12 protein-coding genes are annotated in these 13,346 nt (G+C 64.2%); 4 read left to right on the top strand and 8 right to left on the bottom strand.

What is annotated here, in order from left to right; all coding sequences use genetic code 11:
* Positions 1–2: 2 nt before the first annotated feature.
* From LDZ27_RS14860 to LDZ27_RS14830, 7 genes are all read right to left on the bottom strand, one after another.
* Positions 3–1,169 carry an XRE family transcriptional regulator gene (locus tag LDZ27_RS14860; RefSeq protein WP_244816761.1) on the bottom strand — a complete coding sequence of 389 codons (1,167 nt, stop codon included), beginning with the start codon at positions 1,167–1,169 and terminating at the stop codon, positions 3–5.
* 176 nt (positions 1,170–1,345) lie between these two features.
* Positions 1,346–2,467, bottom strand: coding sequence for a Gfo/Idh/MocA family protein (locus LDZ27_RS14855; protein WP_244816760.1), 1,122 nt, complete (start codon positions 2,465–2,467; stop codon positions 1,346–1,348).
* Positions 2,464–3,537 (bottom strand): sugar phosphate isomerase/epimerase, encoded by a 1,074-nt coding sequence (locus tag LDZ27_RS14850; RefSeq protein ID WP_244816759.1) that lies wholly within the window; start codon positions 3,535–3,537, stop codon positions 2,464–2,466. Before LDZ27_RS14850 ends, LDZ27_RS14855 begins: the two co-directional genes overlap by 4 nt.
* A gap of 4 nt (positions 3,538–3,541) precedes the next feature.
* Positions 3,542–4,504 (bottom strand): substrate-binding domain-containing protein, encoded by a 963-nt coding sequence (locus tag LDZ27_RS14845; RefSeq protein WP_244816758.1) that lies wholly within the window; start codon positions 4,502–4,504, stop codon positions 3,542–3,544.
* A gap of 27 nt (positions 4,505–4,531) precedes the next feature.
* Entirely contained in the window at positions 4,532–5,548 is a 1,017-nt protein-coding gene (locus LDZ27_RS14840; RefSeq protein ID WP_244816757.1) for an ABC transporter permease, read from the bottom strand.
* Positions 5,529–7,016 (bottom strand): sugar ABC transporter ATP-binding protein, encoded by a 1,488-nt coding sequence (locus LDZ27_RS14835; RefSeq protein ID WP_244816756.1) that lies wholly within the window; start codon positions 7,014–7,016, stop codon positions 5,529–5,531. The genes LDZ27_RS14840 and LDZ27_RS14835 overlap by 20 nt, the downstream gene beginning before the upstream one ends.
* A gap of 2 nt (positions 7,017–7,018) precedes the next feature.
* Complete coding sequence (locus LDZ27_RS14830) at positions 7,019–8,038, bottom strand: LacI family DNA-binding transcriptional regulator (protein ID WP_244816755.1); 1,020 nt, start codon at positions 8,036–8,038, stop codon at positions 7,019–7,021.
* A gap of 192 nt (positions 8,039–8,230) precedes the next feature.
* On the opposite strand from LDZ27_RS14830, the gene LDZ27_RS14825 reads away from it, so the two are divergent.
* A complete protein-coding gene (locus tag LDZ27_RS14825; RefSeq protein ID WP_244816754.1) occupies positions 8,231–8,647 on the top strand; it encodes a YciI family protein in 417 nt (138 codons plus the stop codon).
* Positions 8,648–9,117: 470 nt separating this feature from the next.
* Entirely contained in the window at positions 9,118–10,275 is a 1,158-nt protein-coding gene (locus tag LDZ27_RS14820; RefSeq protein ID WP_244816753.1) for a branched-chain amino acid ABC transporter substrate-binding protein, read from the top strand.
* Positions 10,276–10,277: 2 nt separating this feature from the next.
* Here LDZ27_RS14820 and LDZ27_RS14815 read toward each other — a convergent pair whose 3' ends face one another.
* Positions 10,278–11,180: a LysR substrate-binding domain-containing protein gene (locus LDZ27_RS14815; protein ID WP_244817280.1), complete on the bottom strand. Its 903-nt coding sequence runs from the start codon at positions 11,178–11,180 to the stop codon at positions 10,278–10,280.
* A 112-nt stretch (positions 11,181–11,292) separates the two neighbouring features.
* Between LDZ27_RS14815 and LDZ27_RS14810 the strand changes: the two genes are divergently transcribed.
* Together LDZ27_RS14810 and LDZ27_RS14805 are read left to right on the top strand one after the other, a co-directional pair.
* Complete coding sequence (locus LDZ27_RS14810; RefSeq protein WP_244816752.1) at positions 11,293–12,447, top strand: methionine aminotransferase; 1,155 nt, start codon at positions 11,293–11,295, stop codon at positions 12,445–12,447.
* 48 nt (positions 12,448–12,495) lie between these two features.
* Positions 12,496–13,278: an ABC transporter substrate-binding protein gene (locus LDZ27_RS14805; RefSeq protein ID WP_244816751.1), complete on the top strand. Its 783-nt coding sequence runs from the start codon at positions 12,496–12,498 to the stop codon at positions 13,276–13,278.
* Positions 13,279–13,346: the final 68 nt, after the last annotated feature.

Here is a 13,346-nt window from a genome sequence, read left to right as displayed (position 1 = left end):
GCTCAGCCTTCTCCATACACACTGCCTGCGAGCTTTTCAAGGCTCGAGGGATTTACTCCAAGCAACTGACCGGCGTCTCGCAATAACATCCGCCCTTCGAGAGCTGTCTCGAGTACCGCTCTAGTCAGACGCTTGCTGTTCCGGGTGGCCGATGTTTCATAGTAGTTCCCGCCAGCGGCGCGCTTGCGGGCCATCGCAGCCCACCTGTCCCGTTCAGCCAAGTAGAAGTCGTCGAATTCTTGCCGGCTCGCGAGTCCGAGTTCAGCAGCACGCCGAGCAGCTACAACATTGCTTACCTTGAGTTCCCTGGCTATCTGGCGAACTTGCCCTGTGAATTCAGTGTGGCTTGTCCATCGGCTTCTGAACGCTTCTTCGGGAACGAGAAACTCCGCCGCAACCGCATTGCAAAATCGTTCGACGTCGACATTGCTTGTCTGCTTGGCACTCAGTCTTTCATTCGATACGCTGCTGACGCCGACCCATAGATGCGCAGCTTCGTGAATGAGCGTGAAAATCTGCGCCGCCTTCGCATCTTTGCCGTTCAGGAAAACGACGGGCGCGTCGTCATCGGCGATTGCGAAGCCCCGAAACTCGTCGACCGAAAGCGGACGATGCGTATTGTTCCCAACGATGCCCGTTCGCATGACGAGCACGCCCACCGCTTCCATTCTTTCTATTAGAAGACGCAAGTAGCTTTCCCAATTCGCGCTCTGCGTAAGATCGGCGGGACCGATGGCTAGGACGCGCTTGATATCGCTTGCAATGGCGGCAACGGAATCGCGTATTCCGAAGCGCCCGATGAACGGAAGCGGGCTCTCACGCTGAAGCCTCCTGTATTCGCGATACCAGCTTTGCTTCCGCAGAACGTCGTTCAGAGCGTCACGGAACTCGGGGCTCAGCGGCTTCAACGGAGCGTCAGCGACAGTACGGAAATCGGCGAGCGGCAATGGCTCGTCTGGAGGCGCGGGCAGATAGAGGTAACCGAGCGGGATATGCGTGATTTCAGCTATCCGCTTCGCCTGCTTGAACGTCGGCTTTCTTTCCCCTGCTTCCCACGCGGCGACCCTCGCAACCGGCGTTCCGAGTTTGTCGGCCAAGATCGGCCCGTCAATGCCAGAGCGCTCCCGCGCCCAGGTCAACATTGCGGGATTGATTCGTGCGTCGGCCATATGGGAAGACAGTTCGATTCTCGTCGCGAGCATGTGTCGCAATGGACTTTGATCGTATCCCGAGCGCAAAGTGGCTCCGGATCGTATCGGCTAAAGAGTGAAACAGCGTAGCACCAAGTGCACCCGCCAGTCGTTGACTGCGGGCAGGCAGGCGGTGAAAAAGTACTAGCACCGACTCAGGATAAATCCGTCCACGCCCCATTCTTCCCACTACTCCGCAACACCCCCTCCACGAACCTCAACCCCGCGACCCCATCCTCGACGGTCGTCAACCACTCATCCCCCCGCGTCGTTCCGCTCGCGATACACGCCGCCGCATCCGCATAAACCTGCGCGAACGCTTCGATATACCCTTCTGGATGGCCCGCCGGCACGCGCGTCGCGTGCAGCGCTTCGGGGCTTTGCACGCGCCCGCGCGTGATCCGCTGCGACGTCCCGCCGACCGGCGTGAACCACAGTTCGTTCGGCGCTTGCTGATCGAACGACAAACCCGCCTTCGTCCCATAGACGCGCAAGCGAAGCGCATTCTCCTCACCTGCCGCGACCTGGCTCGCCCATAACATCCCGCGCGCGCCGCTCGCGTAGCGCAACATCGCCTGAACATGATCGTCGACGCGTCTTCCCGGCACGAACGTCGACACGTCCGCCGACAACGCCGCGGGCCGCATGCCCGTCACGTATTCCGCAAGTTGATACGCGTGCGTGCCGATGTCGCCGAGACAACCCGCCGGGCCTGCGAGCGATGGATCCGTGCGCCACACGGCCTGCCGATTCGCTTGCGTCTCGACAGGAAGCGAGAGCCAGTCCTGCGCATACTCGACCTGCACGACGCGGATATCGCCGAGCAAGCCCTGCCGCACCATCGCGCGCGCGTGGCGCACGAGCGGATAGCCGGTGTACGTGTACGTCACCGCGAACACAAGCCCTTTGTCGCGCGCGAGTGTCGCCAGCGCCTCGCCTTCATCGAGCGATACCGCGAGCGGCTTGTCGCAGATAACGTGGATGCCCGCTTCGAGGAACGCCGTCGCAATCGGCGCATGCAGATGATTCGGCGTGACGATCGCCACCGCTTCGATGCCGTCGGAGCGCCCCGCCTCGACGCGCGCCATCTCGCGATAATCGCCGTAGCTGCGCGCAAGTCCGATCGCCGCCGCGCTCGACGCCGCCCGCGCCGCATCGGACGACAACGCGCCCGCAAGCAGCTCGTAGCGATCATCGAGGCGCGCCGCCATCCGATGCACCGCGCCGATGAACGCGCCCTCGCCGCCGCCGACCATGCCGAGCCGCACGCGCTTCATCGCTTCTCTCCCGCTTCGTTCGCGATCCCGAGCACGCCGCGCAACTGGTCGCGGCTCGCGCCGCTGCCGGCAAAGTCGTCGAAGGCATGTTCCGCCACGCGAATGATGTGGTCGCGGATGAACATCGCGCCTTCGCGCGCGCCGTCTTCCGGTGCTTTCAGCGCGCATTCCCATTCGAGCACGGCCCAGCCGGCGAAGTCGTACTGCGCCATCTTCGAGAAGATCGCCTTGAAGTCGATCTGCCCGTCGCCGAGCGAACGAAAGCGCCCCGCGCGCTCGACCCATCCCGAGTAGCCGCCGTACACGCCTTGTCGTCCGTTCGGCCGAAACTCCGCGTCCTTCACATGAAACGCCTTGATGCGCGCGTGATAGATGTCGATGAACGCGAGATAGTCGAGTTGCTGCAAGACGAAATGGCTCGGATCGAAGAGGATGTTCGCGCGCGGATGATCGTCCACGGCGGCGAGAAAGCGCTCGAAGGTCACGCCGTCGTGCATGTCCTCGCCGGGATGCAGTTCGTAGCACACGTCGATGCCCGCGCGGTCGAACTCGTCGAGAATCGGGCGCCAGCGTTTCGCGAGTTCGTCGAACGCGGCTTCGACGAGTCCCGCCGGACGCTGCGGCCACGGATAGACATACGGCCACGCGAGCGCGCCCGAAAACGTGACGTGCGCCGTGAGGCCAAGACGCTGCGACGCCGCCGCCGCGTGCTTCAGTTGCGCTATCGCCCACTGAGTGCGCGCTTGCGGGTTGCCGCGCACGTGCGGCGCGGCGAAGCCATCGAAGAGCGTGTCGTATGCGGGATGCACCGCGATCAATTGCCCTTGCAGATGCGTCGACAATTCGGTGATCGCGACGCCCGCATCCTCGACGGTGCGGCGAATGTCGTCGCAATAGGCATCGCTCGATGCGGCCTTTTCCAGATCGATGAGACGCGGATCAGCCGGCACCTGTACGCCTTCGTAACCGAGCGAACGCGCCCACGCCGCGAGATTCGCGAGCGAATCGAACGGCGCGGCATCGCCCATGAACTGCGCGAGAAAGATCGCGGGGCCCTTGATGGTCTTCATGATGTCAGAACGGCGAGTTCGGGAAATAGAACTGCTTCGCGTTGTCCTTCGTGATGAGCACCGAAGGAATGATCGTCGTCGCCGGCAGCTTTTCGCCTTTGAGACGCGCTTCGGCGGTCAGCTTGATCGCGTCGTAGATGAACTTCGGCGAGTACGAGACGTCGGCTTTCACGAGCTTGTCGCCATCCATGATGCGCTTGACTGCTTCCTTCGATCCCGCGCCGCCGAACACTTCCTTGATATCCGTGCGATGCGCCTGATCGATCGCCTTCAGCACGCCGATCATCATGTCGTCGTCGGCGGCCCAAACCGCGTCGATATGCTTGAAGCGCGTGAGATAGTCCTGCATCACCTTGAAGGCGTCGTCGCGGTTCCAGTTCGCGTACTTCGCATCGAGAATCTTGATGTCGGGATGCTGCTTCATCACGCCTTCGAACGCGGCCCAGCGTTCGTTGTCGAGCGTCGTCGGAATGCCGCGCAGCGCGACGATATCGCCCTTGCCGTTCAGCGTTTTCGCGAGATATTCGGCGGGCAGCTTGCCGAACGCGGTGTTGTCGCCCGCAACGTAGGCGTCTTGCGCGCTGGTGTCGGTGAGACCGCGATCGACCACCGTCACATACACGCCCTTCTTCTTGACCTGCGCGACCGGCTGCGTGAGCGAGGCCGATTCGAACGGGAAGATCACGAGCGCGTTGATCTTGTTGACGGTCACGAGATCCTGCAACTGGTTCGCCTGCTCGGGTGCGCCGGCCGCCGTTTTCACGATGATCTTGAGATCCGGATGCGCCTTCTCCAGCTCCTTCTTCGCCTCGTTGGCCCACCAGACGATGCCGCCCGTGAAGCCGTGCGTGGCCGTCGGGATGGCGACGCCGAGAATCACCTTGTCGGCGGCGGATGCGAGGGAACTCATGCCGAATGCGCTCGCTGCAAGCGTGAGCGCGGAAAGCGCGTGAAAGAGTTTCTTCATGACGATGTCTCCTGTTTTATGGGGTTTTCAACGACGGCCACGCTGCAAGAACGCGACGAAGATGATGACGGCGCCCTGCACCGCCGCGTTCAGATACACGCTGATGATGCTCGTGAGATTCAGGATGTTGTTGATGACCGAAAGCAGAATCGCGCCGATGACCGTGCCGATCACGCGCCCTTCGCCGCCCTTGAGCGCCGTGCCACCGACGACCACGGCGGCGATCGCTTCGAGTTCCCATAGAAGGCCGGTGGTCGGCGTGGCCGAGCCTAAGCGCGGCACGTACAGCACCGTCGCCACCGCGACGCACAGGCCGAGCAGCACGTAAGTCGCGATCTTCACGTTGTCCACGCGGATCGCCGCATAGCGCGCGACCTGTTCGTTCGAACCGATAGCCTGAACGTGCCGCCCGAACACCGTGCGATTGAGCACGAGCGCGCCGCCCGCCGCGACGATCGCGAACACCCAGATCGGCACCGGCACGCCGAAGAGGTTCGCGTAATAGACGGGGCCGTAGAGATCGACGAGCGAATTGTCGAGCGTGAGCGCGCCGCCATCGGCGAGCCATGTCAGAAGCGCGCGAAACACGCCGAGCGTCCCCAGCGTGACGATGAACGGCTCGATGCGCCCTTTCGTCACCAGAAGGCCGTGCGCAAGGCCGAAGAGCGCGCCGAGCACGAGCGCGAGCACGATGCCGAGCGCGACGATCACAAGCGGCGGCACCGCGTGCCCGCGCACGCCCTGCATCAGCCCGTTCATCATGTAGATCATGCTGCCCGCGATGAGCGCGGCCATCGATCCGACCGACAGATCGATGCCGCCCGAAATGATGACGAAGGTCATGCCCACCGCGATGATGCCGATGAACGACGTGCGCGTGAGCACGTTCATCGCGTTGTCGAAGGTGGCGAAGTCGCTGTTGAGCAGCGTGCCGCCGATGCACAGCGCAACGAGTCCGATCAGCGGCCCGACGCCGAGCAGAAACCGCGCGAAGGCGGTCAGGCGGCTTTCCTGCGCGGTGTCTTCAGTGTGTGCCGGTCGCATGCGCGATCAACCTCTCTTCGGTCAGAAGGTCCATGCCGAGTGTCGCGACGAGTTCGCCCGCGCGCATCACCGCGACGCGATGACATAGCCCGATCAGTTCGATCAGCTCGGAAGAAATGACGATCACCGCGCGGCCTTCGGCGGCCAGGCGATGAATCAGAAAATAGATGTCGCGTTTCGCGCCGACATCGACGCCGCGCGTGGGTTCGTCGAGCACGATCACGCGCGGATCGGGATGCAGGAACTTCGCGAGCGCGAGCTTCTGCTGATTGCCGCCCGACAGCATCCGCGCGCGGCTCGACGCATTGCCCGTCCGAATGCCGAAGTCCTTCAACGCGAGCTTGAGCGCATCGCGTTCGGCGCGCGTATCGACGAGCGGATGCGCGTAGCGTTCGAGCGTCATCATCGTGAGATTGTCTTTGAGCGCCATGTCGACGTGCAGGCCGCGTCCCTTGCGGTCTTCGCTCAGATACGTGATGCCGTGGCGCATTGCGTCGCGCGGGCTTTTGAGCGCGACCGTCTCCCCTTCGATGACGACGCGTCCCGCCGCGAGCGGCCGCAAGCCGACGAGCGCCTCGAACAACTCCGTGCGTCCCGCGCCGACGAGTCCCGCGAAGCCGAACACTTCGCCCTTGCGCACCGAAAAACTCACGCCCTCCGCCCAGCCCGGCACGGACGCGCCGTCTACCTGAAACGCGACGGCGGCATCGTCGGCGAGCGCGGGTTTCTCCGGGAACATGTCGGAGACTTCGCGGCCGACCATCAGATTCGCCATCTGCTCGCGCGTGAGCTCGGAAGTCGGCGCGCGCGCGACGAAGCGGCCATCGCGCATCACGATCACGTCGTCGGTCACGCGCTCGACTTCATCGAGCTTGTGCGAGATATAGACGATGGTCGCGCCCGCGTCCTTCAGGCGCGCCATCAGCGCGAAAAGACGCTGCGTTTCGGACGGCGTGAGCGTCGCGGTCGGCTCGTCCATGATGAGCAGGCGGGCGTCGCGCAGCATCGCCTTGGCGATCTCGACCAGCTGCTTCTCCGCGACGATCAGCTCGCGCACCTTCGTGTCCGGATTCTTGTGCAGGCCGACTTCGTTGAGCGCGGCGCGCGCGTCGTCGCGCATCGCCGCTTCGTCGAGGAAAAAGCCCTTGCGCAGTTCGTGGCCGAGAAACATGTTCTGCGTGATGCTCAAATGATCCGCGAGATTCAGTTCCTGATGAATCAGCACGATGCCCGCGCGTTCGGCATCGCGCGAGTTCGCAAAGGCGGTCTCTTTCCCGTCGATGAAAAACGCGCCCGCGCTCGGGCGCTCGTAGCCCGCGAGAATTTTCATGAGCGTGGACTTGCCCGCGCCGTTCTCGCCGAGCAGTCCGTAAATGCGCCCCGGCGCGAGATCGAAGCTCACGCCGTGCAGCACGCGCACTGGCCCGAACTGTTTCTCGATTCCTTCGAAGCGCACGGCCAGGCTCATCGTCACGCGCTCCTTCGTTGAATGAGGCGATGCGGCAGCAATACGCCCGGCACGTCCGCGCGCGGATCGCGCAGGCGCTTGAGCAGCAGACGCGCCGCGGTTTCGCCGAGCGCCTGCATCGGCTGCGCGACGGTCGTGAGCGGCGGATCGACGTGCGCGGCCACGGCGATGTCGTCGAAGCCGACGACGGCGACATCTTCCGGCACGCGCAAGCCCGCGCCGCGCAAGCCGTTCATCACGCCGATGGCGAGCGTGTCCGACACCGCGAAGACCGCGCTAGGCCGCTCGCGTCCGAGCGACGACAGTTGCGCGGCGGCGCGCCCGCCCGCGTCGTAGTCGAGGCTGTCGAGTTCGATCAGCCACGCCGGATTCGCGTCGATGCCCGCGTCGCGCAGCGCGTCGCGATAGCCCGCGAGCCGCTGGCGCCCGTACAGATAGCCCTGCCCCGAATTGATGAGCGCGATGCGCTCGTGACCTTTCTCGATCAAATAACGCACGACGTCGCCGGCGGCAAGATGATTGTCGATGCCGACATACGGCACGCGCGCCGCCGGATCGAATTCGCAGCACGCGACCCACGGCAGTGTCGATGCCTCTTCCGCGAGTGCTTTCTGCACGGCGGCGGGATCGAGGCAAATGGCGCCGTCGGCGCGGCGTCCGCGCAGGAGATCGAAGTAGCTGCGCTCGCGCAGCGCGTCGGCGCCGGTATCGCAGAGCAGCATGAAGTAGCCGTTTTGCCGCGCGACGGTGTCGATGCCGCGCACGATGGCCGCGTAAAACGGATTGCCGAAGTCGGGGACCATCGTGAGCAGCAGGCGGCTTTCCGCCGTGCGCAGATTGCGCGCAAGCTCGTTGATGCGATAGCCGCTCGCCGCCACCGCCGCGCGCACTTTGTCGCGCGTGACCTCGCGCACGTTGGTGTGGCCGTTGAGCACGCGCGAGACCGTCGCCACGGACACGCCGGCACGCTCGGCGACATCGGCAATCGATACTTCCTCGCGGGAACGAACGGTATCGGACATGCTGCGCGCCGGCCGGCGGACGAGATGTAATGGATTACATTATTTGGCGCGACCCGCGCGGAAGGCAACCCGAATCGGATAGGGATAAACGCTTAACCAAATTTGACCGCGCGTTGTCGATCCGCGAGCCGCTTGCGCGTCGTAAGGTGTGAGCGCGAATTTTCGCCACCACTACGAACGAGGAGCACTCCCATGCGTTTCATGATGCTGATGATCCCGCGCGGCTATGAAAGCGCGGAACCCGGCGCGATGCCGAGCGCCGAAGCCGTCGCCGCGATGATGAAGTACAACGAAGAACTGCAAAAGGCGGGCGTGCTGCTCGCGCTGGACGGGCTGCACCCGCCGTCGATGGGCGCGCGCGTCACGTTCGAGGACGGCAAGCCGCGCGTAACCGACGGCCCGTTCGCCGAAGCGAAGGAAGTGCTCGGCGGCTACTGGATGATCCAGGTGAGCTCGCGCGAGGAAGCAATCGAATGGGCCAGGCGCTGCCCGGCTTCCGCGAACGAAATAATCGAAGTGCGGCAGGTTCAGGAGTTCGGCGACTTCCCGCCGGATGTGCAGGAAGCCGCCGCCGGTTTCGACGAAATGCAGAAGCGCGCAAGGACGTAGGGCGCGTCTGCGGGGAATGTCCGCGAGGCAGAAGCGATTGCTTGACCGCGCGGCCGGTGTCATCGGCGAGCATTTCTGCTTCGTCGCGCGCAACGCGCTTCCAGCATTCGCTCGACGCCACCCGGACGCACGCCCGTCGCGAGCCTGCCCTGCCCGCGCCATGCGTCGCGCAGCGCGTTGGCGATGCGCACAAATCGTCGCGAATGCAAAGCCGCCAAATCGCGCCTTGCCGCGTCCGTGCTGCCGCGGCGGTCGCTCGCGGCTGTGCCGAAATCCGCAGTCCGCGCGCGACTTAACGACAAGACGCGGCGAATTTGGCTTCCTACATTGCGCTTGTTCGCTGCGGCGCCCTTCGCCTGAATGTCACGCAGACGGCAAGGGCAACTCCCGCTTGCCCGCCGCGTTTTGGTCGTGTTCCATGCAGTAGCCGCGTTCCATTGGATTACCAAACCACAAAAGGAGAGGAAACCATGCGTATCCCAACGAGCCTCAGACCGCTCGCATGGCTCACGGCGTGCGCCGCCGCGCTCGCTGCCGCGCCGCTGACCGCCGCAGCGGAAGACGTCACCGTGAAAGTGGGTTTCGCCGCGCCGCTCACGGGCGCGAACGCGGGCTACGGAAAGGACCTTCAGAACGGCGTGCAACTCGCCCTCGACGAAGCGAACGCGAAAAAGATCAGCATCGGCGGCAAGACCGCGAAGTTCGAGATAGCGGCGGAAGACGATCAGGCCGATCCGCGCATCGGCGTGCAGGCCGCGCAGAAGCTCGTCGATGACGGCGTGGCCGTGGTCGTCGGTCACTTCAATTCGGGCACGACGCTGCCCGCCTCGCCGATCTACAACAACGCCGGCATTCCGATGATCGATCCGGCGGCGACGAATCCGACCATCACCACGCGCGGCCTCGAAAACGTCTTCACCGTGATTTCGAGCGATGCGCAGAACGCGGGCAACGCCGGCATGTACGCGGTGACGACGACGAAGGCGAAACGCATCGGCATCATCGACGACAGAACGGCCTTCGGTCAGGGCGAAGCCGACGAGTTCGAGAAAGCGGTCAAGGCGAAGGGCGGCACGATCGTCGCGCGCGAGTTCAGCGACAACCAGACCGTCGATTTCAGCGCGCAGCTCACGCGTCTCAAGGCCGCGAACGCCGATCTTATTTTCTTCGGCGGCCTCGACCGGCAAGCGGCGGCGGTCGCCAAACGCATGAAGCAGCTCGGCATCAACGCGCAGTTCGTGGGCGGCGGCGGCGTGATGGACGCCGATTTCCTGAAGCTCGCGGGCGATGCCGCCGAAGGCGCGCAGGCGTGGGAATACGGCAGCCCGCTCGACAAACTGCCGCAAGGCAAGGCGTTCGGCGACAAGTTCCAGAAGCGCTTCGGCGTCGCGATTCTTTCGTATGCGCCGTTCGGCTACGACGCGGCGTGGGCCGCCATCAACGCGATGCAGAAGGCCAATTCCGCCGATCCGAAGGTGTATCGGCCGGTGCTTAAGAAAATATCGTTCGAGGGCATCACGGGACCCATTGCGTTCGACGACAACGGCGCGCTGAAGAATGCGTCCTCGACGCTGTATCAGGTGAAGAACGGGCAGTGGGAATCGGTCGTGACGAAGCACGGCATGTAAGGTCACGCGCGCAGCTTTTCGCGCGTCGCGGCGGCTTCGCCTTCGAGCCAGCGCGCGAACTGCTGCAACGCGGGCGACGGCGCGGGCCGCTCCGGATAAACGAGGTAGTACGCCGCGCCGCTTCGCACGGAAAGCGAAAACGGCGCGATCACGCGCCTGGCGCGCAAGTCTTCCTCGATCAGCGAGACATCGCCGATGGTGACGCCGAGTCCCTGCATCGCCGACGACATCGCGAGGTCGAGCGTGTCGAAGTGCTGCGCCTTCGCCGACGGCAAGCCCGCGTATCCATATGCGCCGAGCCACAGCAGCCAGTCGCGGCGATCGCGCGTCGGATGCAGCAGCATCTTGCCGGCGAGGTCGTCGGGCGTGGGCCGCGCGTTCCTGCCCGGCTTCCACAACTCGGGCGCGCAGACCGGCGTGAGCACTTCATCGAAAAGATGATGCACGCTCGCGCCTTTGAGCGATGGCTTGCCGAAGACGATGGCCGCATCGAACTGTTCGGCGTCGAACTCCACGCCATGCGACACCGAGGCCGTCACTTCCACCACCAGTTCCGGCCGCTCGTTCTGCAGGCGAATCACCCGCGGCAGCACCCAGCGCATCGCGCAGGTCGGACACTTCACGCGCAGCGTGCCGGACTGAGCGCCGCCTTTGGCAAGCGCGTCGTCGATGTGCGCGAACGCCTGCTGAAGCGGCGCGAGCAGGAGCGCGCCGTGATGCGTGAGCGCGAGGCCGCGCGCTTGCCGCACGAAAAGCGCATAGCCGAGATGCCCCTCCAGCCCCGCGATCTGACGGCTCACCGCGCCTTGCGTCACGTTCAGCACGTCGGCGGCGCGCGTGAAGTTGAGCTTTTGCGCGACGACGAGAAAGGTTTTCAGCACGTCGAGGGAAGGCAGCGGTTTCATCGGGTTTTGGAAGATAGCCATGAGCGGCACGCATGGCTAGTATGACAAAGTTTCGATTGTCCGCGCTTTATGGCTGCGGTTGAATCGTCGGACCGCAATACTGGAGAAAGCCGTGCAAAGCGCCTGCGTTCCCGAGTCGAAGCTGCCGAATGTCGGCACGACTATCTTCACCGTCATCGGCCAGCTCGCCGACGAGCATCACGCGCTCAATCTCTCGCAGGGCGCGCCGAACTTCGCGTGCGATCCGCGGCTCATCGAGAGCGTCACGCGAGCCATGCAGGCAGGACATAACCAGTACTCGCCGATGTCGGGCGTGCCCGCGCTGCGCGAGGCCATCGCCGTCAAGACGCAAAAGCTCTATGGCGCCGAGTACGATCCGGGCACCGAAGTCACGGTGGTCGCGAGCGCGAGCGAAGGCCTGTACGCGACGATCAGCGCGCTCGTGCATCCCGGCGACGAAGTCATCTACTTCGAGCCGTCGTTCGACAGCTATGCGCCGATCGTGCAGCTTCAGGGCGCGACGCCGATTGCGATCAAGCTGTCGGCTGCGGACTTTCGTATCGACTGGGACGAAGTCGCCGCCGCCATCAGGCCGCGCACGCGCATGATTCTCGTCAACACGCCGCACAACCCGACGGGCAGCGCGTTCGATGCGAACGACATCGCGCGGCTCACGGCGCTCACGCGCGGCACGAAGATCATCGTGCTGTCCGACGAGGTGTACGAGCACGTCGTGTTCGACGGCGCGCCGCATCACGGCATGGCGCGCTATCCGGAGCTTGCCGCGCGCAGCGTGATCGTGTCGTCGTTCGGCAAGTCGTTCCATGTGACGGGCTGGCGCGTCGGATACTGTCTCGCGCCCGCCGCGCTGACCGCCGAGATCCGCAAGGTTCACCAGTTCATGACGTTTTCCGCCGACACGCCGATGCAGATGGCGTTCGCCGAAGCTCTCGCGGACGAATCGAGTTATCTCAACCTCGGGCCGTTCTATCAGCACAAGCGCGACGTGCTCGCAAGCGCGCTCGCCGGCTCGCGTTTCGAACTCTTGCCGAGCGCGGGCAGTTTCTTCATGCTCGCGCGCTACAGCGCGATTTCCGACGAGCCGGACAGCGACTTCGTGCTGCGGCTCATTCGCGAGGCGCGCGTCGCCACCATTCCGCTGTCGGCGTTCTATACGGACGGCACGGACCATCGCCTGATCCGTCTTTCGTTCGCGAAGGACGACGACACGCTCATCGAAGGCGCGCGCCGCCTTTGCTCGATTTAGTCCCTCGCTTTAGTTCCTCGACTCAGCCCCTTTCCCGGAGACCACAAGATGAAAGTGAATTCACTCGCTGCCGCGCTCCTCGTCGCGTGCTCGTTCGCGAGCGGCGCGGCGCTCGCCGCCGACACGCTGCGCTTCGGGCTCGAAGCGCAATATCCGCCGTTCGAATCCAAATCGGCGACGGGCGAACTGCAAGGCCTCGACATCGACGTCGGCAACGCCGTCTGCGCCGCCGCGAAGATGCAGTGCAAGTGGGTCGAAACGTCGTTCGACGGCCTGATTCCCGCGTTGCAAGGCCGCAAGTTCGACGCGATCAATTCCGCGATGAACGCGACCGAGCAGCGCCGCCAGGCGATCGACTTCACGACGGTCGTGTATCGCGTGCCGACGCAGCTCATCGCGAAGACGGGCAGCGGCATCGAACCGACGGCGGGCTCGCTCAAGGGCAAGAGCGTGGGCGTGCTGCAGGGATCGATTCAGGAAACGTTCGCGAAGGCGCACTGGGAAAACGAAGGCGTGAAGGTGGTGCCGTATCAGGACCAGAATCAGGTCTACGCCGATCTGAAGTCAGGCCGGCTCGATGCCACGCTCGTGCTCGCGCCCGCCGGACAGAGCGGCTTCCTCTCGAAGCCGGACGGCGAAGGCTTCTCGTTCGTCGGCGCGCCGGTTCGCGACGACAAGATTCTCGGCAGCGGCATCGCGTATGGCATCCGCAAGGGCGACGATGCGCTCAAGGCGAAGCTCAACGCGGCGATCGAGAAGGTCAAGGCGGACGGCACCATCGACAAATACGCGAAGAAGTATCTGGGCAACATCGACATTTCGGCGAAGTAAGCGGGCGCGGCGGCGGCTCTGCAGCTTTTTCGAAGCGCAGGCACACTGGCGGATTCACCGAAACGGGA

The organism is Caballeronia sp. Lep1P3, assembly GCF_022879595.1.
Classification (GTDB): Bacteria; Pseudomonadota; Gammaproteobacteria; order Burkholderiales; family Burkholderiaceae; genus Caballeronia.
This window is presented reverse-complemented; position numbering and strand designations above follow the sequence as displayed.

Bases quoted from the DNA above. Each gene is read 5' to 3' on its own strand.
- LDZ27_RS14860 (WP_244816761.1), bottom strand. From the start codon at position 1,169: ATGGCCGACGCACGAATCAATCCCGCAATGTTGACCTGGGCGCGGGAG.
- LDZ27_RS14855 (WP_244816760.1), bottom strand. From the start codon at position 2,467: ATGAAGCGCGTGCGGCTCGGCATGGTCGGCGGCGGCGAGGGCGCGTTC.
- LDZ27_RS14850 (WP_244816759.1), bottom strand. From the start codon at position 3,537: ATGAAGACCATCAAGGGCCCCGCGATCTTTCTCGCGCAGTTCATGGGC.
- LDZ27_RS14845 (WP_244816758.1), bottom strand. From the start codon at position 4,504: ATGAAGAAACTCTTTCACGCGCTTTCCGCGCTCACGCTTGCAGCGAGC.
- LDZ27_RS14840 (WP_244816757.1), bottom strand. From the start codon at position 5,548: ATGCGACCGGCACACACTGAAGACACCGCGCAGGAAAGCCGCCTGACC.
- LDZ27_RS14835 (WP_244816756.1), bottom strand. From the start codon at position 7,016: ATGAGCCTGGCCGTGCGCTTCGAAGGAATCGAGAAACAGTTCGGGCCA.
- LDZ27_RS14830 (WP_244816755.1), bottom strand. From the start codon at position 8,038: ATGTCCGATACCGTTCGTTCCCGCGAGGAAGTATCGATTGCCGATGTC.
- LDZ27_RS14825 (WP_244816754.1), top strand. From the start codon at position 8,231: ATGCGTTTCATGATGCTGATGATCCCGCGCGGCTATGAAAGCGCGGAA.
- LDZ27_RS14820 (WP_244816753.1), top strand. From the start codon at position 9,118: ATGCGTATCCCAACGAGCCTCAGACCGCTCGCATGGCTCACGGCGTGC.
- LDZ27_RS14815 (WP_244817280.1), bottom strand. From the start codon at position 11,180: ATGAAACCGCTGCCTTCCCTCGACGTGCTGAAAACCTTTCTCGTCGTC.
- LDZ27_RS14805 (WP_244816751.1), top strand. From the start codon at position 12,496: ATGAAAGTGAATTCACTCGCTGCCGCGCTCCTCGTCGCGTGCTCGTTC.